Below are 22,617 nucleotides of genomic sequence, written 5' to 3' on the forward strand. Positions count from 1 at the left end.
CCTTGGCCGGCTTCACGTGTCTCGGGGGCGAAATCGGATGAGGCTCTGACCCAAAATATTTGACAGATATGTAGCGGAAGGCATCTGATCGGTACTATGTTGGGTGTGACCGCGACAACATCTCGGGAGGCCCGGTCCAGGGCGCCGATCGGTCCCTGCAGCCTTCCCTTCCTTCATCCCGCACAGCCGAAAGCAGGAACACGCCATGTCGCTACAGATGTCCTACTGGCCGGCGTCCACGAGCTCGGGCATTCGAGACATCACGTTCAGTGATCTTCTTCGGGAGGTAGCCGCGACCACTCCCGACCGCGTCGCGCTCGTCGACGGCGTTGCCGACCCGGCGGACCGGAGAAAATGGACCTACCGCCAGTTGCTCGCCGACACCGAATCGACCGCCCGCGCGTTGCTCACGCACTTCTCCCCGGGCGATCGGATCGCGGTGTGGGCGCCCAACAGTGCCGACTGGGTGATCCTGCACCAGGCGATCGCGATGGCAGGCATGGTGCTGGTCGGCATCAATCCGGCGTATCGCGCACATGAGCTCGAATACATCCTGCGGCAGTCCAAGGCAGCCGGTCTGTTCTTCCGCGAGTCCTATCGCGGGGCGGATCTGTCCGCGATTCTGGACCAGGTCCGGCCCACTGTTCCGGGACTGCACACCGTGGTGTCCGGCAGCGAGTGGGCCGAGTTCGTGCGTACTGGCGATCCGAACGCGCAGTTCCCGGCCGTCTCGCCGACGGACGCAGTGCAACTACAGTACACCTCGGGCACCACCGGCTTCCCGAAAGGCGCACTGCTGCACCACAAAGGCCTTGTCAACGAGGCTGCGTTCGTATTCGAGCGGGCCGGCCGGACGGACCCGCTGGTCTGTGTCAACGCCATGCCGATGTACCACATCGGGGGCGGTGGCGTCACCGAGCTCGGCACGTTCGCCGTCCACGGAACCTACGTGATCTTGCCGGCCTTCGAGCCGGCCGCGATGCTCGAAATGATCGAGACCTACCGGGGCACCCACTCGTTGATGGTGCCCACGATGCTCATCGCCCTGCTCGACCATCCGGACCGGCACACGCGTGACCTGTCGAGCATCCACACCGTCATGTCCGGCGCGGCGGCAGTACCCGAGGCGCTCGTCGAACGGGTGACCCAGGACCTCCACTGCAACTTCACGATCCTGTTCGGCCAGAGCGAGATGCACGGGGTGATCAGCCAGACGCGGATCACGGACGATGTCGTCGACCAGGCGACCACGGTGGGACAGCCGCTGCCGGAGCTCGAGGTCAAGATCGTCGATCCGTTCTCCGACGAGATCGTTCCCGCCGGTGAGCAGGGCGAGGTCTGCTGTCGCGGCTACCAGGTGATGCTCGGGTACTCGGACATGCCCGACGAGACCGCCGCCACCATCGATGCGGACGGATGGCTGCGCATGGGCGATCTGGGTGTGATGGACAGCCGCGGCTTCCTCCAGATCACCGGTCGTCTCAAGGAGATGATCATCCGGGGCGGCCTCAACATCTATCCCCGCGAGATCGAGGAACTGCTCTACCGGCATCCCGACGTCGCCGAGGTAGCGATCATCGGTGTGCCGGACGAGAAATGGGGCGAACAGATCGGCGCCGTCGTGCGGGTGAAGGACCCCGACTCGCCCCCCAGCGCGGCCGAGCTGAAGTCCTGGGTCCGCGAACGACTCGCCGCACACAAGACACCCGCCCTGTGGTACTTCACCCGGTCCCTTCCCATGACCCCGTCGGGCAAGATCCAGAAGTTCCGTGTGCAGGAACAGATCGCCGCCGGGACGCTGATCGCGGCACCGATGACCGACGGCGACGCGGCCGAGCAGTCCTCGGCCGATCTGGTGTCGTGACGACGTCCGCCGCGGCCGAGGACCGAACCGTGACCGGCGGAAGGACCACCCGTTGACCCAGTTGCTGAACTCCGATGCGCGCGGGATCCGTGACGCGGTGCGGGATTACGCGGCGAAACGCCTGGCACCCGGGTATCTCGAGCGCGCGAAGTCCTCCACGTTCCCGTGGGATCTGCATCGCGAGATCGCCGGCCTGGGGCTCTACGGCCTGCTCGCAGGGGAGGGATACAACCCTCTCGAGCGGGAGGACTTCGTTGCGGCCGGCGTCGCCGTCGAGGAACTCGCCTACGCGGACTTCAACGTCGCCAACATCACGATTCCCGTCATGCTGATGAGCACGTTGATCCGGGACCACGCATCCGAGACGATCGTCGAGAGGTGGCTGCCGCGCCTGGTGGCGGGTGAAACGTACGTCGCGTTCGGCTTGACGGAACCCGAGACCGGATCCGACGCCGCCAACATCAAGACCGTCGCGCGAGCTACCGCAGATGGGTACACCATTTCCGGCGAGAAGACGTCGGTGACCATGCTCGCCGACGCGGAAGCGATCATCCTCGCCGCACGGACGATCCGGGACGGCAAGGATGCCGGCGTGTCGACGTTCCTGGTGCCGCTCGATGCGCGTGGCATTGCCACGTCGACGGTTCCGGATACGGGATGGGGCATCCTCGGTCGCGGGGTGCTGCATCTGGACGGTGTCGAGGTGCCACCGGAGAACCTGATCGGCCTCGAAGGGCGTGCCTTCTCCCGCGTGCTGAACGGGTTCGACTTCACTCGGCCGCTGCTCGCACTGACCGGACTCGGCGCGGCCCGGGCGTCCCTCGACGAGACAGCCGAGTACGTGCGCCGGCGTACGGCGTTCGGTGCTCCGCTGGCGAAGTTCGAGGGCGTGTCGTTTCCCATGGCCGAACACCTCACCAAGGTCGAGGCGGCGCGGATGATCTGCTACGCGGCGCTCGAGAAACGCACTCTCGGTCTGCCGCACACCATCGAGGCGGCGATGGCGAAGTGGTACGGCCCGCTCGTCGCGAGCGCAGCGGTCAAGGAATGTCTCCTCCTGCACGGCAACTACGGTTACTCGCAGGAACTTCCGTTCGAGCAACGCCTGCGTGATGTGATGTCCGTCGAGATCGCCGACGGTACGGCACAGATCCAGAAGATCATCATCATGCGGGAGAAGTATGGGACCGACTTCGTTCCCTACGAGAGGCGCGGCAGCGACGCGGCCTCGTCGTGGCAGAGAGGAGCGGCACGCCCCGCGCCCGCGACACAGTGAGTTCGTCGAGTGTCCATCACCTACCGACAGGCGAAGGGAGACCCGAATGGCCGGGCCTGCCGATCTCATAGTGCGGATGCGAGATCGAGTCTGAACGTGATTCGGCCCTGGGCTACCCCTGCACCCTCAGATAGGCGCAGGGGTAGTCACGGGCTCGGCGTGTTACGCCAAGGAGGGGCGGTAGGCGTACGACGACGACCGAGACAGGGCGAATTCGAAAATGCCGTATCCGGTCTGCCCGTTCCACTCGAACGTGCAGCATCGGTCCGTCAGGGCGGAGTCGAGAGTCGTCGGTCCCGCCGTCCCGTCGAGGGGATAGACGTCGAACTCTTCGAAGTCGCGACCGCGAACCTTTCCGTGGTGTCCGCCGTAACCGCCACCGGCCATGTATCCACCGCCGGCCGAGGCGTCGGCGTCGACGCGGTAGGTCGCGCCGGCGGCGGTCACGATCTCCACGGTGCCGCTGGTCAGGTCGTTGCCTGCCGTGAACGCCAGGTGGTGCCGGACGTCGGTGATGTCGTCGAGTCGGCCGTCGTCGTGCATGACGGCGCCCTCCAGCAGGATCCGTCCGCCGTTTCGATCCTCGACGAGGAGGAATCCGAACGTGCGGTCCGGGAACTGGGCCTGGTACCAGATGTGCAGGCCCTGGCCTCCGGACATGGTGCGTACTCCGCGGGAGCGGTCCCGCAGTCCGTACCAACCGGTGACGTCGGTCGTGGTGCCGTCCAACGTGAGCGTGCCTTCGTAGCGGCCGGGCTGGAAGAGGTGGTCGAACGAGGTGACGTTTCCGTCGGTGTTTGCCACCTCCACCGATCCGAGCCAGTAGGGTGCCCGGGCGTGCCAGAGGAGGTCTAGTTCGAGTCCGGTCTTGTTCTCGTCGAGATGGATTCGCCAGGTCGTGTTGTCCTCGACGGTCTCCCACCGCAGGGGTCCGACGGACGCGGCGTCGGTGGTGTTGTGCTCGGTGGAGAAGCGGAGGTTGCGTTGTTCGGCCGTCGTGGTCAGCACCACGAAACCGTCCACGACGTTCCGCGGCGGATAGACCCCGGCGCCGAGGACGACCGAGGGTGCGGTGCTGCCGTCCGGGTGGAGGTTGAACATGAACCGGTCGAAGAATTTCTCCGGCATGTCCGGGGTGGCCCGGGTTACCAGGGCGTCGTGGAATCCGTCGGTCATCTGATGTGCGGCGCGGATACTCCCTCGTTCACGAGGGAGAGGAAGCGCCGTCCTCCTTTCGGGAGAGTGGTGGTGTCGGGCACACCTGTCGGTGGGGTCGGTTGGCGTGCCGGGCATGGGGGTCGAGGTGGTGCGCTGCAACTACCGGTTGCGGCCGGGCACCACCGCCGCCGCTGCCCTGATCGAGGAGTGGCGTCGCTGCCGGTTCCTGTGGAACGAAGCCGTCCACCAGTTCACGACGGGCCGCAAGCCGGGTTTCGGGACACTTTGCAGGCAGTTGACCGAAGCCCGAGCCCGCTCGTCGTGGTTGCGGGACGGTTCCCAGGTCGCCCAGCAGCAGATGCTGCGCACCTACGCGCAGGCGTTGGACGCCTCGTGCACGGTCAAGGGCCGGGGCCGGCCGCGCTTCAAGGCGCGGAAGAAGACCCTGCCGTCGCTCGAGTACACCCGCCGCGGGTTCCGGATCCGGGACGGCCGGTTGGTGTTGCCCAAAGGCGTGCGTGTTCCGGTGGTGTGGTCGCGGGCACTGCCGTCGGAGCCGTCGAGTGTGCGCATCACCCGCGATTGCCTCGGGCACTGGTATGCCTCGTTCGTGGTGACCCGCGAGGCAGGGCCGATCCGGGTGGTCGAGGAGAACAGTGGTGTCGGGATCGACTGGGGAGTGGCCCGCACCGCGACGGCCACCGAGGAGCGGTTCGATCTGCCGCATCACGGGCACCGGAAACGGTGTGCGGCGGTGGTGTTGGTGCGGCCCGCGTACACGACCATGACGTGTGCGAGGTGTTTCGCGAGAGCCGAGCAACCCCTCGGACTCGAGGAACGAATTTTCCGATGCCGAGCATGCGGGCACACCGCGTGCCGGGACCGGAACGCTGCCAGGGTGGTTCTGGTTGTGGCGGAGCGTGGCCACACCGGTGTCGACGACGTGAGTCAAACGGATCACCTCCCTCCGGGTGGTGGTGGTGGTGGTGCGGTTGCGGTCCGAGTCGGGAATCTCCTGCCTTCGGGAAGGAGGGGCGTTAATCGTGCTCCTTCGGGTCGGCGGGGTATCAGGTGGAAACCGGCGATGTCATCGTCTCCCGGGCTTCTTCAACAGCATCGACCTGTTTGTGGTCGAGGGTGAAGCGGTAGGAGCCCATCATGAGCAGGCAGGCGATCCCGATACCGACCAGCACGATGATCGGTACGGCACCGGCGCGATACGACCCGGTGGCTCCGTAGATCTGTCCGAGCAGGAAGATGCCGAATGCCGCACCCTGGGCGTAGAGGAAGTAGATGAATCCCAGCACCCGACCGTACGAGTGCTTGGGGAAGTATCGGCTCACCATGTAGGCGGCGAGGTCGCCCTCGGATCCCAAACCCAGGCCGATCAACGCGGAACCCACGAAGAGCAGGCCGATCTCCGACGAGGTGATCATGAGGAAGACTCCGACTGCGCACAAAGCGAAGATGATCGAGCCGATGACTGGAGCGTAGAACCGGTCGAGCAGGTAGCCGACGAGCAGACGAGCGGAGATCGACGCCAGGCTGAGTACGGACAGGATGGAAACGGCAGCCCCCTGGCTGATGCCCTTGTCGGTGGTCATCGGCACGACCTGTGACATCAGACCGAAGGTGGCCGAGGACACCACGAAGATCGCGACGGAGAGCAGCCAGAACTGTCGGTATTTCCGCGCCACGGTGAGGAGGGACTCCCCGGCCATCCGGCCCTGCAGACGTGCGGCTGCGCGCTCGGCATCGTGTTCGGCGGGCATCCGGGTGACGAATGCGTAGACCGACGCCGGGATGACGGTGCACACGGCGCCGATGACGAGGAAGGCGAGGCGCCAGCCACCCATGCCCAGCACCCAGTTCGCGAGATAGGGCATCAGTACCCCGCAGGCGCCGAGACCGGCCATGAGGACGCCCAGCGCCATGCCACGGCGATCCTGGAACCACGCGCTGACCACGGTGGAGTGCGCCACCGGATTCACGGCGCCCGCGCCGGCACCGATCACGATGCAGAGGGCAAAGAAGAGCATTTCGTTGTTCGGAAGTGCGGACATCAGCATGAGGCCGATTCCGAACGCCAAGGCCATCGGTACCGAGGGCATCCTCGGACCGTAGCGGTCGATGAGGAAGCCGAGGATGACGATGCTGACTCCGACCATCACCGTCTCGATGGACAGGCCGTTGGCGATGACGCTGCGGTCCCATCCGAACTCCTCGGTCATGGGCTTGCCGAGGACGTTGAACAGAACGTTGACCGTGCTGGTGCCGAACAACAGGGTGACAAAGCCGGTGATGACGTACCACCAGCGATTCAAGTGCCGCGTGGGCGCCTGCAACCCAGTCGTGCCGACTGCGCTCATGGAAGCTCCTGTGATTGATATCGGTGGTCGGGGCGGCGATGCTGCGCACGGAACCACGAGGAGTGGTCTCCGTCACACGATGAGAACATAAGGACAGTCCAATGTAAAGGACAGTCCAAAGCGTTCGGATGACGTGGGACAGGAGGCAACATCGTGCTGCACATGCGGCGCAGCGTGCTCCTGTGGGCGGAGCCCGGGTGGGCCGCTGATCCAGCGGAAGTCCTCCGGAGTTCCTTCGATAGGTCATACCATTGGACTGTAGGGCCTCGGTCTAGGTACAATCGATCGGTGATTTCAATCACAAAGAGGTGGGAGTGCCGTGGACAACGAGGTCGGGATGCGATGCGAAGGTGAGTCGGATGACTTCACGTATCTCGTAGAGCGAGCCGCCGAGTGCCTCTGTACGGCCGGCAAACTGCTGGGCGACCAATCCTGCGACATGCGCTCTTCCGCCCTGTCCTCTTCCGCCCTGTCGGTGTCGCTGGCCATGGCACGGCGTCGACTCGCCAGGGCGCTGACCGAGGGACGGGTGACCGGAACGGACATCGAGGACGCGTGTCGAGTTCTCGTCCGCATCGAACACCTCGAGGAGGAGTTCGCCAAGGTCGAGGCGATTCGTCCTGTCGCCGAAGTGGTCGAGGTGCACGACGCGGCACTCCAACTTCGGGAGCTTCCGCCGCGCGAGATCATCGAGTCGGCTCCAGAGGCCGTCTGCACCGCGTTGCCGTTCGCACGCTCGTTGATTTCCGCGGTGTCGGGCACTCGGTGGCAGCCGCGCCGCCTCTATCTGCGGCCCGAACTCGACGGCTCCCCACTGGACTTCTCCGACTACGTAGACTCCGCCGAACTCTCGTTGGTGGAGGCACCTCTGGAAACCGAGCTGGTACGTCGACGGGTTCCGGCGCTGGTTGCGGCCCCGGCCGATGACAACCGCACACACAAGGAGATGGTCAGTGCGTCCCGGACGTCGGCGTACGTTGCTGCGCCGGTCATGTCCGGGGGAAAGGTCATCGGGCTGCTCCATGCCGATCGTCCTGGGTCGACCGATGCGCTCGACCCGGGTGATCGAGACCGATTGGACACGTTCGCAACCATCCTGGCGATCATTTACGAACAGGCCGTTCTCAAGCATCGATTACAACTACAGCGTGCACGGATCGAGAAGTCGTTCGACGCAACTCAGGCCATGCTCGATCGGATCTCGAAGGCCGACGCGATTCTCTCCCGCCGTGCCGAAGGTCCGGCGGACGGTGCCGATGGCAAGCCCGACGACCACCATGTGGTCGAACTGGCTTCGGTACTGACCTTCCGGGAACGCGAGATCCTCTCCCATCTCGCCACCGGAGCAACGAACAGCCAGATCGCCCGAGCGCTGGTCATTTCCGAGGGCACCGTGAAATCGCACGTGAAAGCGGTACTCAAGAAGCTGCACGCACCTACGCGCGCTGCCGCGGCTGCTCTCTACTCGGGCCAGGCTCGACGACAGCGATGAAGGAGAAATCTCAGGGGCAAAGAGCCGCCCGGGCCGCCGTCGACCGCGAATTGTCACACGCCGTCATCGCCCTCCTCGACCAGCTCCGGAACACCTACGGCGTCGGCCCGCGTACCTGCAAGACTCGGTCGGAATCTCTCGACACTCGAGTGACACTGCTGGACGAAGCCACCGAATCTGCGTTCACCGTGCTTACCGAACTCGACCCCGAGCGGCAACGGGCACTCGGTCGACTCATCGTCGATCTCCAGGACTTGCGCCGGCGAATCCGCGCGGAGCATTCCGGACCGGAACATGTGTTCTCTCCCCACGACTTCGCCGGCGCGATCCGTCGTCTTCGCGGAGCCGAGTCGGTCGCCGGTCTCCGCAAACTCATCTGCCGAGAAGTGGCGCACACCGCCCACCTCGACCGAATACTGTTGTCCGAGGTACACAACGGAACGTGGACAGCGCTCGAACTCTACAGCGTGGCAAGGACGGAAGAGGTACTCCAGTTGCCGCACGCCCTACCCCTCACCTCCGAATCGGCCGAGGGCAGGGCCTGGGAGACACGGTCGGCGGTACTCGCCGGATCGGACGCCGACATCGGACCGAGCCCGGAGGTTGCGCAGATGCTCGCCTCGAGCTCGTACGTGGTGGCTCCGATCACCGTGTCGACGGGTGTGATCGGGCTCGTGCACGGAAGTCGCACCACCGGTGAAGCGTTGGATGCGGTGGTACGAGATGTGGTTGGCGCATTCGCGCGAAGTTCCGGAACGCTGTTCGAACGGGTGATGCTCGCCGATTGCCTCAGCGAACAGAAGAATCTGATAGTCCAACGATTGCAGCAGGAGGCCAGGGAAGCCGAGCTTCTCGAGCATGCCGATGTGCATTTCGTCGACGAGAACTCCACTCGGTGGGCCGTCGCGCCGGCGGGGGGCTTGAACGAAGACCTGGGTACCCCGGTGCTCGGCTCTCTGACTGCTCGTGAACGCGAGGTCTTCGCACTGGTTGTCCGGGGCGCCTCCAACGCCGACATCGCCGAGGAGTTGGTGATCAGCATCTTCACGGTGAAGACACACGTCAAGAAGATTCTCCGAAAACTGGGCGCGATGAATCGGTCCGAAGCCATCTACCGCTACCTCGAGATGACAGGCTCGCGGTAGGCAGCTCGAGTCCTTTCGCTGACGGGCAGATACGCGGCGGCCAGCGATCTCGAAGTGCACGACTCCTTCGTGGCCTGCCGTCCGAGGTCGGCTCCCGATGAGCCGCCCCGGGCGGCGGTAGCCGATCAGGCGTCGGCAACCGATTCGGCTGCCTGTTTGCGGAGGAGGAACTTCTGGATCTTTCCGGTCGCGGTGGTAGGGAGTTGATCCACAACCACGAGCTTTTCCGGAATCTTCTGCATCATGGCCTTGCGTTCGTTCCGGAGGAAGTCGGCCACCTCCTCCAGAGTCGGCGCGGAGCCGTTGACGACGATGAAGGCGCACACCTTCTCGCCGAGGCGGGCGTCAGGCATCGACACCGCCGCTGCCGCAATGATCCGCGGATGTGCCAAGAGGTGCTCCTCCACCTCCCGTGCCGAGATATTCATGCCTCCCCGGATGATGAGGTCCTTGATTCGTCCCGTGACCCGGAGATAGCCGTCCGCGTCGACGCGGCCGAGATCACCGGACGCGAGGAATCCCCGGCCGTCGACCGCCGCGGCCGTGCGCTCGGGATCACGCCAGTATCCGAGGAAGATGCCCGGTCCTCCGTAGAAGATCTGACCTTCCTCGCCTGCCGGCAGGACGGTCCCCTCTCCGTCGCGGATCTCGAGATCGACACCGTCGAAAGCCCGCCCGTCGGAGGAGAGCACCTTCTCGACGGGATCGTCGACGCGCACGGCCGTCACCAGAAGTCCCTCACTGCTGCCGTACACCGGAAGGAGGGTGCAATCGGGGAGCGCCGCCTTCCAATTCCGCAGTAGGGTTTCGGGGATCGGGGCCCCGGCGCTCACCCAGAGTCGCATCGAGCTCAGGTCGTGAACTGCGCCGGCCTCGATCGCCCCGAGCGCCATCTGGAGGAACGGCGTCGCAGCCATGCTGACCGTGGTCCTGTACTCCGCGATACGTCGAAGTCCCTCGTGCGGCTCCCACACGTCGAGAAGGTGAATTCCGCTTCCGAGGATCAACGGTGTCGCCACTCCCACGGCGAGCCCGGTCGCATGCGTCACCGGGGACGGCATGAAGACCACATCGTCGGAATTCAAGCCCATCACCTCGCGACCGAGACCGTAGACGGTGAAGGACAGGGTGTTGAACGTGTGCTGGCAACCTTTCGGGCGTGATTCCGTCCCGGAGGTGTAGATGATTGCGTGGGCGGCATCCGCCGACGGTGGCGATCCGAGCTCGTCGTTACCGGGCACATGGTCGCCGGCGATCAGCGAATCGAACGCGAGCTCTCCAACGCCTACCGCCCCGCGTACGACGACGACGTGCTCGAGTCCGGTCACCTCGCGGCGTACCTCGGTCAACATGTCGGCATAGCGGAACTTGCGGAATTCCTCGGTGACGAAGGAGATCTTGGCGCCGGAGTGCTCGAGGACGTAGCGCACCTCGTCATGTCGGTAGACCGGCATCGTGGGCACCAGAACGGCGCCGATCCGGGCCACGGCCACATAGATGACGACGAATTCGTTCCAGTTCGGCAGCTGCACCTGCACCCGGTCGCCAGGGGCGACTCCGAGTTTTCTCAGGGACGCCGCGAGACGGTACGCCTGCGCGCGAAGCTCGCTGCGGGTGAGCACGCCGTAGCCGTCGGTGACGGCGACGAAATCCGGATCTGTCTCCGCCCAGCGGTCGATGTGCTCGGTCAGGCATTCGTCGCGCCAGTAACCGTGCGACCGGAACGCGTGCAGAGTGCTCGCGCTGTAGCGGTCCTCGGGGAGGATTGCCCCTGAGTGCTCCATGACATCCATGTGCAGATCCTTGCTTTCAGGTGCCCCTCCGCAGCGGGAGGCGGGCCCAAGTTGGTGGTCGAATCATGATGTCGACCGGAATGAGGGAAAAGAACTGTTCGGCCGCGATCTCAGCCTTCCGGGCGAAGGAAATGCCTCGATGGGATGAGCCGTCGGGTGTGGGCGCGGATATGCCGCATCCCCACCCGCGTGGTCCCAGGTAGATCGACTTCGGGGGAGGTACGCCTCGACTGCTTCGGGGCCCAGCTCGCCTGCACCCGGTGTATCGGTCCCGCCGGGACTACCCGGTCGGATCGTCGAGCGCGCGCCCTGCCGCGTCCACGTCGGCCTCGGCGTCTTCGGGGCCGTGCCAGACCACGTGTACGTCGTTGGGAGATTCCTCGGTGGTCATGACGCGCGAGGTGGGTGCGCGCCACTTACCTCCGATGAGGAAGGCGTAGTTGTTCTCGGTCATGGCCGGTCCCTGTCGTCAGTTCGAGTTGTTTTGTGAATACGCACTTCTGCGGCAGAAGCGACGTGTTCGCGCGCCCGTCCTCCATGTCGGTCCCTTGGCGGTGGTCGTGCACCTTCCGAGGGACGGCGATGTCGAGCTCGGCTCGACACAGGGTCTTGTCGGCTGCTAGTCCTGCATCACACCGGATCCCGGGGAGTGCACCTCGGCCGTCACCGGTCGACCGGCCGTCGTGCGAGTCAGGAAGCGCTCGCGGGCAATAAGATAGAAAGGGAAGGCCATCGACACGCCGATGTAGGACAGGAGCACGAATACCACGCCCCACTTCCGGCCCATGCCGATCCGAGCGGTGTCCGTGAGCACCCACACAACGAATACCGTCCACGCGATCAACATGTCGATACTCAGGAAGGCAGCTGTTCCGCCAGGTGCGAGACCATCACCGAAGAATGCCACCGGGTTGAGGATGTTGCCGCCGTCGCCGATCCAGTCGAACGCGAATGGCCACGTCAAGAGTACTGCAGCGATCCCGACGACGAGGTAGAAGGCGTGCCTGACGTTCATCGTGGTGTCCCCGCGCATCCGAGTCGTCATCGACTCACCTACTGTCTGCGACGCGGATGTGAATCTCGTTGTCGCTGTCGTCGACGACGAGCTGGCAGGACAGGCGGGACTCGTCGTCCGCGGCGTCCAGATACGCGATCAGATCCGTCTCTTCGTCGGTCGGTGGGGTGAAGCAGTAGCTGTACTTCTTGGGGAGGTGAACGTGGCAGGTCGCGCATGCACAACTGCCGCCGCATTCGGCGACGATGCCGGGAAGATTGTTGCGCAACGCGGCGTTCATCAACGTCTCGCCGGGTTCGACGTCAATCCGCGCCGATGTCCCGTCCGGCAGATGGTACGTAACTTTCGTCATGTGCTCCGGGTGCTTTCTCACTTGAGGGTGGTGCGCCGAGTGCGATCATCGCCTCTGCACACCCCCTGGTCAGGCGAAGGTCAGATGGACGGGAAGGTGCCGTAGCCCGCCGACGAAGTTGGTCTGGATCATCTTGGGCTCCCCGGTTACCTCGACGCGGCGAAGCTTCGGCAGCAGTTCCTCGAGCATGACCCGCATCTCGAGCTTCGCGAGATGTTGTCCGATGCACATGTGCGGTCCGTACCCGAAAGCGATCTGCTTGTTCGGACGCCGGTCGATGTCGAAGGTATCGGGGTCGTCGAACACTTCTCCGTCGCGGTTGCCGGACTGAAACAACAGCATCAGGCGGTCGCCGGCTTTGATCGTGCGCCCGCGGAGTTCGTAGTCGCTGAGAGCGACGCGGGTGAACTGCTTCACCGGCGATACGATGCGCAGCGCCTCGTTCACCAGGTGCGGTACCAGGTCGAGATCGCCCCGCACTCGATCGAGGACGTCGGGACGCAGGGCCAGTTGTTGCAGGCATCCCGCGAGTGTGCTCGCTGTCGTGTCGTGGCCCGCGGTCGCAATTGCAACAAACCATCCGTAGGCGAACGTCTTGGGGAAATACTCGCCGTTCGCATCCTTGGCAACCGCGATGAGGGTCGCGAGATCGTCTCGCGGTTCGGCTCGCCTGTTCTCGACGAGAACATCGAAATAGGCGTAGAAGTCCGAGATCGCGGCCGCCCACTGCTGGGCTGCGGCATCGGGAGACACGTTTTCGATATCCTCGCGCGTCGCTTCCGGGTCTGCGACCCCGAAGAGGTCCTGGGTCAGCGCCATCATGCGCGGTTCGTCCTCGACGGGGACACCGAAAAGCGACATGATGACGTGCAGCGGGAAGAACACCGCGAATTCCTGCACGGCGTCCAGATCGTGGCTCCCGGACACGAGGCGATCGACGGAATCCTTCGCGGTCTCGCGAATGCGTTCTTCCCACTTCTTGAGGTTCGCCGGTCGGAACCAATCGAACGCGACATCCTTGATGGTGGTGTGTTCCGGAGGGTCGAGATAGGGCAACGCATCCAGGATGCGGAGACTTCCCCCGGTGAGCTTCTTTGTGAACTCGTCCCCGGCCTGGTTGGCGAGAATGGGATTGTGGGAGCCCTTGGTCTCGCCCCCACCGGCACTGAATATGTGCGGTTGTCGCTCGATCTCCATCAGATCGGCATGCTTGCTGACGAGCCAGAGTGGGTCGTATCCCTCCACCCGTCCCTGCGCGAGCGGCTGATTCTCGCGCAGCCACCGGTAGGCTTCGTGCAGCTTCGTGTCATCGCTGTGTCCCTCGGGGAGCACGATCTGTCGTGCGATCTCGTCTGGAATCGATGCAATTTCTGCGGACTCGATCGTCGTCATGATCAACCTTCTCTCTGGGTGGGGGTTGAACAGTGTCAGGACGTACCGGCGCTCTCGTTGCACGTCCTCTCGTGCTGGACTCGAGTCTCATGCAATTGCGGTGCCGTCGCGTCACCCAGGTGAGGGGTTTTGCCCCCGCTTCGGAGGCAGTTCTCAGGCCGCGGATATTCCCCCGTTGACGCTGATGGCCTGACCGGTGAGCCGTCGTGCAGCGGGGGAGGCGAGGAAGACCGCGAGTGCTGCCAGGTCCTCGGATTCGGGGACGCCGAGGTGCGCTTGTTGGGCGGCCTTGGCGAACAGTTTGGCGCTGAATCCGTCGGAGGTGATCCGCTCGGTCGAACCGGTGCCGGCGACCAGTGACGGGGTCAGGACGTTGGCTCGGATCCCGTTGCGTTTGGCTTCGATGGCGAGGGTTCGGGTGAACATCACGATCGCCGCCTTGGCTGCTCCGATGACCGCTTCGCCGGGCGTGGCGGTCTTCGCGGCATCCGAGGCGACGTTGATGATCACCCCGGACTTCCTTGCAGACATGTGCGGAACGATTTCGCTCGCAAGGTACATGCACGGCAGTGCGAGTTGGTTGAAGATGCGTGCGATGTCGTCGGTGGGGATGTTCGCGAAGAGTTCCGGCCGGGTGTCGGCGGCCGTCGTGGAGACCAGGATCTCGACGCCGTCCAGGACCCGTTCGGCCTCGGACGCGATGTGCGTGGCGCCGTCGACGGTGGTCGCATCGGCGGACAGGAAGGTCACGTCGCACGACGAGTTGGCGGACGAGATGCGTTCTCGGGCAGCAGCTCCACGTTGCGATCCGCGACCGACGATCATGATCCGCGGTACGCCGGTCTGGGCGAGACCCACGGCGGTCGCCAGGCCGATTCCGGCTGTGCCTCCCACGACCAGGGCGCTGCTGTCCTTCAGTTCCTTCGGTGCTGCAATGTCACGCGTGTTCATTCGTGTAGTCCGTTCGGGAGTGGTGGGTCAGAGCGATACCGTGCCGCGGGCGAAGATGTCCTTGGCGATGATGCGCTTCTGGATCTCGGCCGTGCCGTCGGCGACGAGGTAGGCGGTGACGTCGCGGTATCTCTGCTGCAGAGGTGATTCGGTCGAGTAGCCGAGGTTTCCGTGTACCCGCATGGCGAACTCGATCGCGTTCTTGGCCACGACGGGCGGCCACCACTTGCTCATCGACGCGAGGGCGGTGTGCGGTTGAGCGGTTTCCCGAAGCCACAGCGCCCGATAGCAGATCCAGCGAGCGCCCTCGAGGTAGGTGGCGTGTTCGGCGAATTGGAACGCGAGGCCTTGGTGTTCGGAGAGCGGCTGCCCGAAGGTTTCCCGATGCCGGGCGTAGTCGGCGGCCTCCTCGAGGCTCTGTTTCGCGGCTCCGAGACACATCAGCCCGAGGGCGGCACGACTGAAGTCGAAGTGCTCCATGACCGAGTGGAAGCCTTTGCCGAGTTCGCCGACGAGATGCGATTCGGGGACGAAGACGTCGGACAGGTGGATGCTTCCCCAGCCCAGCGGGAGGCAACCCATGCCCGGCATGTGGCTGAGTGTGACTCCGTCCGCGTCGAGCGGGACGACGAAGCAGCTGACGCCCCGCGCCCGCTCCGATCCGGGTTCGCGGGCATAGACGAGTGCCGCGGTGGCGTTCATCGCCCACGAGATCGCGGTCTTCTCACCGGTCAGGCGCCACCCGCCCTCCACGGCGGTGGCGGTGGTGCGAAGGGCGCTCGCGTCGGATCCCGAGCCCGGCTCGGTCAAGGCTATGGCGACGGTCTGTTCGCCGCGAATCAGGGGCGGGAGGTAACGCTCCTGGACCTCGTCCCGGCACAGCGCCAGCTGGGAGGCGACCAGACCGATCTGTACGGGAGCCGATGCCATGTTCACGTCGCCGTATGCGAGAGTCTCGGTGGCGATTCCGAGCAGAATCGGATCTTCGGTGCCGGTCCCGCCGTATTGCTCGGGTAGCCCGATGCCCAGCAGGCCGATGTCGCCGAGTCTTTTCAGGATGTCGAAGGGAAAGTCCGTCGATGCGGCTCGGTCGCGGTAGCCGGGGAGGAGGACGCGGTCGCTGAACGCTGTCAGCGTCTTTCGGAACTCCTCGTGCTCGTCGGTGAATGCGAAGGAAACCATCGGAGTGTGCTCCTGTGCGTGATTCGATCGGGGGTGATCACGGCGAGGGAAGTGCTGACGCACAATGTGAAGGCGAGTGGACCTGTTCCCTGCCGAAAAGAACTCTAGGTTTGAATAGTAGGTCGACAAAGTTCAAGTGGCAAGAGGTGTGCGGTCGACGCAGGGGAGCGCGGCACTCGACGGCTTCGGCCGCGAGGAGCTCAGTCGTTCAGTGGCCGGTCTCGATGTCGCCGACGGCGTGGCGGACGAGTTGCAGGTGTGCGATCAGCGATTCCAGAGTCTCGGTGTCGACCGAGGTGAGACCGAACCGGGCGCCGGCGAGTCGATCGTTCGCTTCCTCGACCACGTCCAAGCCGGCCGGGGTGAGAGTGGCGAGGACGGTCCGGCGATCCGTCGCATGAGCATGACGTTCGACGAGGCCGGCCTTCTCGAGTTGGTCGACCGCCATCGACACCGTGGTGGGATGGACCATGAGGTACTTGCTCAGCTTTCCGAGTGGGCGAGTTCGATCCTCCGAGAGTTGCAGCGACGTCAGAATGAGATAGGCGTTGCGCGACAATCGAAGTGAGCGCAGTTCCCGGTCCATGGCGCGGACGACCCACTGATGCGTACGAAGTAGGGCCATCGTGGTGGCGAACTCCAGTTCGGCCGAATCCCGCCGTTCCGACCACTCGGCGCGCATCCAGTCGATCACGTCGCGGCTGTCGCGGGCAGGCGTCGGCCGTTCACTCGCCACTACGCGTCCTCTCGTCGTCGCCGAACCGTGTCTCGCACCGACAGTCAGTTGTATCGGGATTCGATGATAGCGACAGGGGCGTCGACTGCCGGTGCGCGAACGGCTCTCAGCTGTGCGAGAGAACGATCTTCCCGAACCCGCTTCCCTGCTCGAGGTGCTTGTGTGCGGCGGCCGCTTCGGCGAGAGGGAACACCGCGCTGATGGGCAGTGGGGGGACTGTTTCGGCGTCCAGCAGACGGAGGAGGCCCGTGAAGTCGTGCGGGCTGCCCATCGTGGTCCCGATCAGTTCGTACTGCCCGAAGTAGAACGGGCGGACGTCGAGGGTGGCGTGTTCGCTGCGTGACGCCCCCAGCACGACCAATCGGCCCCCTGGTCGCAATGCGGCGATGGACTGTTCCCACGTCCCGACGGAGTCCAGGACGAGATCGAAGCCCTGGCCATGGGGTGAGAGTCGGCGAGCGGCGTCCGGCCATGTGGGGTCGGTGTACAACACGCCGTTCGTCGCGCCGAGTTCTTGCGCCTGCGCGATCTTGGACGTGGACGAGGAGGTGACGGTGACGCGCGCGCCCACGGCGGCCGCGAGCATCACGGCCATGGTCGCGACGCCGCCGCCGGCGCCGAGGACCAGGAGGTTTTCGCCGGAGCGGAGGCGGCCGCGTGTGAACAGGGCGCGGTAGGTGGTGAGGCCGACGAGGGGCAGTGCAGCGGCCTGTTCCCAGGTGAGGCTGCGCGGCTTGGGCGCGACGCAGTCCTTCGGGACTCGGACCAACTCGGCGTAGGTGCCGCGCTGGTGATCACCGAGGATCTCCCACTGTGCGCCCGGGGCGGCTTCGCGATCGCCCCACCACAGCGAGGGGAGCACGAGGACCTCCTCGCCGGTGTCCGTGCGGATACCCGCGCCGTCCGCGCCGAGGATGTGCGGCAGGGGTGACGAGTACTTGCCCTGTCGCACCAGGACGTCGTGCCAGTTGAGTGCGGCGGCCTTCAGCCGGACGGTGATCCACCCGGGGCCGGTTATCGGATCGGGGACCGATTGCCACCTCAAGACATCAGGCCCCCCGAACTCCTGCATCACCACGGCGTCCATAAAGATCCTTTCGGTCGTACCATTTGCACGATACTGCATACCCCCGGGGTGTTGTAATGGGCAGGCTGCATTCGTCACCGGCGCCGATCTGATGGACGAACCGGTGGATACCGCCGGGATCGGTTTCATTCCGGCCCTAGGCCCGATGGCTACGGGAATCTCCACAGCGGTCGCCGGTGTCGTTTGCGCTCGCTCTCGGTCAGGCCGCCCCAGATGCCGTACTGCTCGAAATGCGCCAGTGCATGCTTTCGGCATCGGAGAAGCACGGGGCATCGCCGACACACGCTCTTCGCCTCAGTTTCGCGCAGCGCTCGTTCGTGACCGCCTTCGTTCTCCGGTCCGAAGAACAGCGAGGGGTCCGCATCTCGGCACCGGCCGTGCCTCTGCCAGTCCGCGCCGGCGACGACGACCGAGGCTGTCATGAGCACTCCCTGGGGCTGTTGCGGGTCGAAAGGGGTGTCCTCGCCGGTCAGTGGACGGCACTGCAGGTGATGGTGGCGGCGGTGCACGTCTTCCCGGCTGCGTTGCGACTGGAGACTTCGACGATCCCGAGGCTGCGACCCCGGTGCACAACCTTCGGTGCGAAGGTGACGGGTTCGTCCGACGGGCACGGCCGCAGATACGAGATGTGGATCGAAGTGGTGCGGAAGTCCGCGTCGATGGCCAGCGCAGCCGAGCCGGCGATCTCGGAGGCGCACAGAAGCACACCGCCGTGGATGTTGCCCATCGGATTCGCGAGCGTCGGAGACGGGCCGAACTCGATCCCACTGGCCCCACACGCGTGTTCGGCTCCCAGCAGTTCGACGATCGAGCGGGCACGGACTCGAGAGTCCAGATCGTCGGGGGAGACCGCTGGTGCGCCCGGTGGGTCGGTGAGCGGCACTGTCTGGAGGCGGGTGGACCCGCAGGCGATCAGGCGGCCCTGCGCGTCGACGACCCGACCACCGGCCAGCCCGGTCCGTGAGCCTCGACCGAGAACCCGGCTCTCGGCGCGCAGAACCGAGCCGTCGACCGGTGGATCCGCTACAAAGTCGAGGTGGATTTCCGTGCTCACCGCCCAGAATCCCTCGGGCGTCATTCCATTGACGGGATGTCCCATCACGTCGTCCATCACGACACCGAGAGTCCCTCGGCACGCTCGTCCGAATTTGTCGGCAAGCCATGGTCCCGTGACCATTTCGGTGTACCCGTGGGTGTCGTCACCGGTCACGTCGGCGACTCGAAACAGCCGTTCGGCGCCGGTGGAGAAGAACCGGAGCGCGGTGGGGTTGTCGGTGGTCATGGCTCTCCTGACGGCCGTGCGGTGTAGCCGAGTGCGGGAACGCGCCCGAGAGCCTTACCGCCGGAGAGTGATTTCCGGCGGTAAGGCCCGTCGGGCGGGGAGCTCAGACGCCGCGCTGGGCCTTGGCGGCCTCGCTTGCGGCTTTGCTGCGTTCGCGTGCGGAGGCCCAGTCCGCATCGGTCATGGAGGTCAGACCGGCGAAAGTGCCGGGTCCGGCGAGCATCTGGCCGCCGTCCATGGCGATGGTCTGACCGGTGAGGTAGTCGCAGGCATCCGAAAGCAGGAAGATCGTCAGGTTGGCAAGCTCCTCGATGGTGCCCATCCGCCCCATCGGGACCTGGTCGGCCTGCGTGGCGCCGACCGAACTCTTGTCGGTGGGGTTGAGCATCTCCCAGGCATAGTCGGTGGGGATGGGTCCCGGGGCCAGGGCGTTGAGGCGGATGCCGTAGCGCGCCCATTCGACGGCGAGGGACATGGTCATCGAATGCACGGCAGCCTTGGCCATGGCGGAGGGGACGACGAACGCCGACCCGCTCCACACCCAGGTGGTCAGCGTGGACAGGACCACGCCCTTCGTGCCGCCCTCGATCCAGCGTCGACCGGCGGCGTGGGTGGTGTTGAACGAACCGTTCATCACCGTGGACGTCACCGCTTCGAAGGCCCGCGGGCTGAGCGATTCGGTCGGTGCGATGAAGTTGGCGGCGGCGTTGTTGATCACGCCGGTGAGCGGGCCGTGCAGGGTCCAGATCTCGTCCATCGCGGCGGACACCATCTCAGCATCGCGGACATCGACGGTCTGCCAGTGGACCGAGCCGGGCCGCGAGACGGACGCCTCGGTGGCGGCTTCCTCGAGGACGGCGGGCCGGCGACCCCAGAGGTGAACCTCGGCGCCGTGGTCGACCAGGTGGCGGGCGACGCCGCGACCGAGGCCGGTTCCGCCGCCGGTGATGAGGATTCGCTTGCCGGCGAGGGCCTCGGACGTGAACGGGGAGGTAGTCATGCCATCGGGTCCTATCGGTCGGGGAACGGGAATCACAGTCCCAGGCTCTTGCTGATGATTTCGCGTTGGATCTCGTTGGTGCCGCCGTAGATCGTCGGTGCGAGGGATCGACGCACCTGCTCTTCCATGCCGTATTCGCGGGTGTAGCCGTAGCCGCCCATCATCTGCATGGCTTCGAGGGTGGTCTTCTTCGCGATCTCGGTGCACTTGAGCTTGGCCATCGAGCCCTCACGGTTGAGATTGTCCTCCTCACCGGCATCGATGCGTTCGGCAACTTCGTAGACGAAGGACTTCGCGAAGGCGATCTCGGTGGCGAGATCGGCGATGCGGTGGCGGATCGCCTGGAAACTGCCGATCTTGCGACCGAACTGCTCACGTTCGGTGACGAACGCGATGACGTCGTCGAGCGCGCGTTCGGCCGCACCGAGCGACATCGTGGCGATGATGAGCCGCTCGACGCTCAGACCGCGCATCAGGTGACGCCACGCCTGGTTCGGGGTGCCGACCACTGCGGTGACCGGGACGGCCACGTCGGTGAAGTAGAGGTCGTTGCAGGTGCGGGCCTCCATGGTGGCGATGCCGTGGATCTCGAGGCCGGGGGTATCGGTGGGCACCATGAACAGGGTCAGACCCTCGTGCTTGGAGCCGGAGGAATCGGTGCGGGCGAGCAGCAGGATGTGCTCGGCGACGTGGGCCGCGGAGATCCACGTCTTCTGGCCGTTGATCACGTAATGGTCGTCGACGAGCTCGGCTTTGATGCGGACGCCACCGAGATCGGATCCTGCGCCGGGCTCGCTCAGGGCGATCGCCTCGAGCTTGCCCGCGGCCATGTTCGAGACGATCGTGCGCTTCTGCTCCTCGGTCCCGTAGCGCAGGTACGTCTGGGCGGCGGTCAGGCCGGTCGAGTAGCCGGTGATGGGGGCGAGGCCGCGGGAGGTCTCCTCGAGGAAGATGCACTCCTCGACCATCCCGGCGCCGCCTCCGCCGTATTCCTCGGGCAACGACACCGCGAGCCAGCCGAGCCCCGCAAACTTGTCGAGGATGACCTGGCTGTTGGCCACGGTGCCACCCTCGGTCAGCGCATCGCGTTGTTGAAGAGTTTTGCACTCGGCGTCGCAGAACTCGCGGACCGCGACTGCGAACTCTCGTTGTTCTCGGCTGAAGCGCATGTCGACAACTGCTCTCTGTGAAGGACCGGGGAGGGCGACGGAATCTGGGGGCAGGTCACCGGGCGGCGGGACGGTGGTGTCCCGCCGCCCGGGAGCAAGGGATGGTCAGGCGCCGCGGAACTTCGAGAAGTCGGGCTTGCGCTTCTCGTTGAACGCGCTGATGCCCTCGAGTGCCTCGGCGGACTCACCGAACAGCTTGAGCGTGGAGTAGGCCATGTTGCCCTGGGCGATGAAGTGCTCGGTGTCGGCGTTGAGTGACTGCTTGAGCACCTTGAGCGAGGTGGGGGAGAGCTGCAGGATCTCGTCGGCCCACGCCCGGACCTCGGCGCGGAGCTGGTCGGCGGGCACGACCTTGTTGACCAGACCCCACTCCAGGGCCTGCTGGGCGCTGTAGCGGCGGCACATGAACCAGATCTCCCGCGCCCGCTTCTCGCCGATGGCGCGGGCGAGGTAGCCGGTGCCCAGGCCGGCGTCGAAGGATCCGACCCGTGGGCCGTTCTGTCCGAAGATGGCGTGCTCGGCGGCAATGGACATGTCGCACAGCAGGTGCAGTACGTGTCCGCCGCCCACGGCGACACCGTTGACGGCGGCGATGACGGGCTTCGGGGTGTCCCGGATGACACGGTGCAGGGCCTCGACCTCGAACAGGCCGCTGTCGGACGGGCCGTAGTCGCCGGTCTCCATGCGCTGCTTCTGGTCGCCGCCCGAGCAGAAGGCCTTCTCGCCGGCGCCGGTGAGTGCGACGGCGCCGACCTCGGGGCTGCCCCAGGCTGCCTTGAAGGCCTTGACGAGCTCGTCGACTGTGCGGGCGCGGAAGGCGTTGTAGCGGTCCGGCCGGTTGATCGTGATCCAGGCGAGCCCGTTGTCGACCTCGTACGTCACGTCCGTGAATGCGGTGAAATCAGTCATCGACCTGCTGGTCCCTTCCTGCTCGGGTGGCTTCGCCGTCGCCGCGAGAACAGGTCGCGGGGACGGGGTCGTCGGGTTTGGTCCGACCGTATGACAAATGTATCCGCGTTAACGATCGTTTTCAAGGGCGAGTTGCTTGCCGCGTCCTGAGCCCGGGTGGGAACCGCGCAATCTGCCCACAGCGAGGCGGGGGGAGGGACGATTCCGGTCGAACTCTCGCACGGGATTTCCGGAGAAGTCGGCATCCGCGACCGGCGCGAGATGCGAATGGTCGTGGGCGACATGCTCGAGCGGCTCGTCCGGCGCAGCCCGGGCAAGGATGCACTGGTCGGCTGGGCCGGGGCGTACGCCACCGATGACTTCCGGCGCCTCGCCTCGGGCCGGGGACCGTGCGTGGACGCTGCTCGATCAGGAGTGGCCGCCGGGCGGCGACGAGGTCACGGCC

20 protein-coding genes and 1 pseudogene are annotated in these 22,617 nt (G+C 65.4%); 5 read left to right on the forward strand and 16 right to left on the reverse strand.

The features are described from left to right. The first annotated feature begins 205 nt into the window (after positions 1-205). Both OCS65_RS07165 and OCS65_RS07170 read left to right on the forward strand, forming a co-directional pair. A complete protein-coding gene (locus OCS65_RS07165; protein WP_006934159.1) occupies positions 206-1,864 on the forward strand; it encodes an AMP-binding protein in 1,659 nt (552 codons plus the stop codon). Between the two features lie 52 nt (positions 1,865-1,916). After that, positions 1,917-3,140, forward strand: a complete 1,224-nt coding sequence (locus tag OCS65_RS07170; protein WP_006934158.1) for an acyl-CoA dehydrogenase family protein — start codon at positions 1,917-1,919, stop codon at positions 3,138-3,140. A gap of 162 nt (positions 3,141-3,302) precedes the next feature. Here OCS65_RS07170 and OCS65_RS07175 read toward each other — a convergent pair whose 3' ends face one another. Then, the gene (locus tag OCS65_RS07175) at positions 3,303-4,316 is read right to left on the reverse strand and encodes an Rv3169 family protein (RefSeq protein WP_029545736.1); all 1,014 of its coding nucleotides are present in this window, start codon (positions 4,314-4,316) and stop codon (positions 3,303-3,305) included. Between the two features lie 115 nt (positions 4,317-4,431). Between OCS65_RS07175 and OCS65_RS07180 the strand changes: the two are divergent. Further along, positions 4,432-5,298 (forward strand): annotated as a pseudogene (locus OCS65_RS07180) (RNA-guided endonuclease InsQ/TnpB family protein); the annotation flags it as partial. A 67-nt stretch (positions 5,299-5,365) separates the two neighbouring features. Here OCS65_RS07180 and OCS65_RS07185 read toward each other — a convergent pair. After that, on the reverse strand, positions 5,366-6,667 hold the full coding sequence (locus OCS65_RS07185; RefSeq protein WP_029545732.1) for an MFS transporter: 1,302 nt from the start codon (positions 6,665-6,667) through the stop codon (positions 5,366-5,368). Between the two features lie 319 nt (positions 6,668-6,986). Here OCS65_RS07185 and OCS65_RS07190 point away from each other — a divergent pair, with 319 nt between their 5' ends. Together OCS65_RS07190 and OCS65_RS07195 are read left to right on the forward strand one after the other, a co-directional pair. Beyond that, positions 6,987-8,159: a LuxR C-terminal-related transcriptional regulator gene (locus OCS65_RS07190; protein ID WP_006941822.1), complete on the forward strand. Its 1,173-nt coding sequence runs from the start codon at positions 6,987-6,989 to the stop codon at positions 8,157-8,159. A gap of 149 nt (positions 8,160-8,308) precedes the next feature. Further along, positions 8,309-9,304, forward strand: coding sequence for a LuxR family transcriptional regulator (locus OCS65_RS07195; protein WP_231385945.1), 996 nt, complete (start codon positions 8,309-8,311; stop codon positions 9,302-9,304). Between the two features lie 125 nt (positions 9,305-9,429). Here the strand turns inward: OCS65_RS07195 and OCS65_RS07200 are convergent, their stop codons facing one another. From OCS65_RS07200 to OCS65_RS07265, 14 genes are all read right to left on the reverse strand, one after another. Then, the gene (locus OCS65_RS07200) at positions 9,430-11,097 is read right to left on the reverse strand and encodes an AMP-binding protein (protein WP_006941818.1); all 1,668 of its coding nucleotides are present in this window, start codon (positions 11,095-11,097) and stop codon (positions 9,430-9,432) included. A 280-nt stretch (positions 11,098-11,377) separates the two neighbouring features. Then, positions 11,378-11,551, reverse strand: a complete 174-nt coding sequence (locus OCS65_RS07205) for a hypothetical protein (protein WP_006941816.1) — start codon at positions 11,549-11,551, stop codon at positions 11,378-11,380. A gap of 165 nt (positions 11,552-11,716) precedes the next feature. After that, positions 11,717-12,142 carry a DUF2834 domain-containing protein gene (locus OCS65_RS07210; RefSeq protein ID WP_102799262.1) on the reverse strand — a complete coding sequence of 142 codons (426 nt, stop codon included), beginning with the start codon at positions 12,140-12,142 and terminating at the stop codon, positions 11,717-11,719. A gap of 4 nt (positions 12,143-12,146) precedes the next feature. Next, a complete protein-coding gene (locus OCS65_RS07215; RefSeq protein ID WP_006941812.1) occupies positions 12,147-12,464 on the reverse strand; it encodes a 2Fe-2S iron-sulfur cluster-binding protein in 318 nt (105 codons plus the stop codon). Positions 12,465-12,533: 69 nt separating this feature from the next. Next, on the reverse strand, positions 12,534-13,856 hold the full coding sequence (locus OCS65_RS07220; protein WP_006941809.1) for a cytochrome P450: 1,323 nt from the start codon (positions 13,854-13,856) through the stop codon (positions 12,534-12,536). 153 nt (positions 13,857-14,009) lie between these two features. Continuing rightward, positions 14,010-14,807, reverse strand: coding sequence for an SDR family NAD(P)-dependent oxidoreductase (locus OCS65_RS07225; protein ID WP_263509269.1), 798 nt, complete (start codon positions 14,805-14,807; stop codon positions 14,010-14,012). Positions 14,808-14,834: 27 nt separating this feature from the next. Next, positions 14,835-15,989 carry an acyl-CoA dehydrogenase family protein gene (locus OCS65_RS07230; protein ID WP_102799261.1) on the reverse strand — a complete coding sequence of 385 codons (1,155 nt, stop codon included), beginning with the start codon at positions 15,987-15,989 and terminating at the stop codon, positions 14,835-14,837. A 208-nt stretch (positions 15,990-16,197) separates the two neighbouring features. Continuing rightward, positions 16,198-16,725, reverse strand: a complete 528-nt coding sequence (locus OCS65_RS07235) for a MarR family winged helix-turn-helix transcriptional regulator (RefSeq protein ID WP_006941801.1) — start codon at positions 16,723-16,725, stop codon at positions 16,198-16,200. 106 nt (positions 16,726-16,831) lie between these two features. Beyond that, positions 16,832-17,812, reverse strand: coding sequence for a quinone oxidoreductase family protein (locus tag OCS65_RS07240; protein ID WP_251549670.1), 981 nt, complete (start codon positions 17,810-17,812; stop codon positions 16,832-16,834). Between the two features lie 149 nt (positions 17,813-17,961). Next, entirely contained in the window at positions 17,962-18,234 is a 273-nt protein-coding gene (locus OCS65_RS07245) for a WhiB family transcriptional regulator (protein WP_029545720.1), read from the reverse strand. A 47-nt stretch (positions 18,235-18,281) separates the two neighbouring features. Beyond that, positions 18,282-19,094, reverse strand: a complete 813-nt coding sequence (locus OCS65_RS07250) for a PaaI family thioesterase (RefSeq protein ID WP_006941798.1) — start codon at positions 19,092-19,094, stop codon at positions 18,282-18,284. A 103-nt stretch (positions 19,095-19,197) separates the two neighbouring features. Beyond that, the gene (locus tag OCS65_RS07255) at positions 19,198-20,094 is read right to left on the reverse strand and encodes an SDR family oxidoreductase (protein ID WP_006941796.1); all 897 of its coding nucleotides are present in this window, start codon (positions 20,092-20,094) and stop codon (positions 19,198-19,200) included. 32 nt (positions 20,095-20,126) lie between these two features. Next, positions 20,127-21,263 (reverse strand): acyl-CoA dehydrogenase family protein, encoded by a 1,137-nt coding sequence (locus OCS65_RS07260; protein ID WP_006941795.1) that lies wholly within the window; start codon positions 21,261-21,263, stop codon positions 20,127-20,129. Between the two features lie 105 nt (positions 21,264-21,368). Continuing rightward, positions 21,369-22,172 (reverse strand): enoyl-CoA hydratase-related protein, encoded by an 804-nt coding sequence (locus OCS65_RS07265; protein WP_006941794.1) that lies wholly within the window; start codon positions 22,170-22,172, stop codon positions 21,369-21,371. Positions 22,173-22,617: the final 445 nt, after the last annotated feature.

It is taken from the genome of Rhodococcus aetherivorans, from assembly GCF_025722975.1.
Lineage (GTDB): Bacteria > Actinomycetota > Actinomycetes > Mycobacteriales > Mycobacteriaceae > Rhodococcus > Rhodococcus aetherivorans.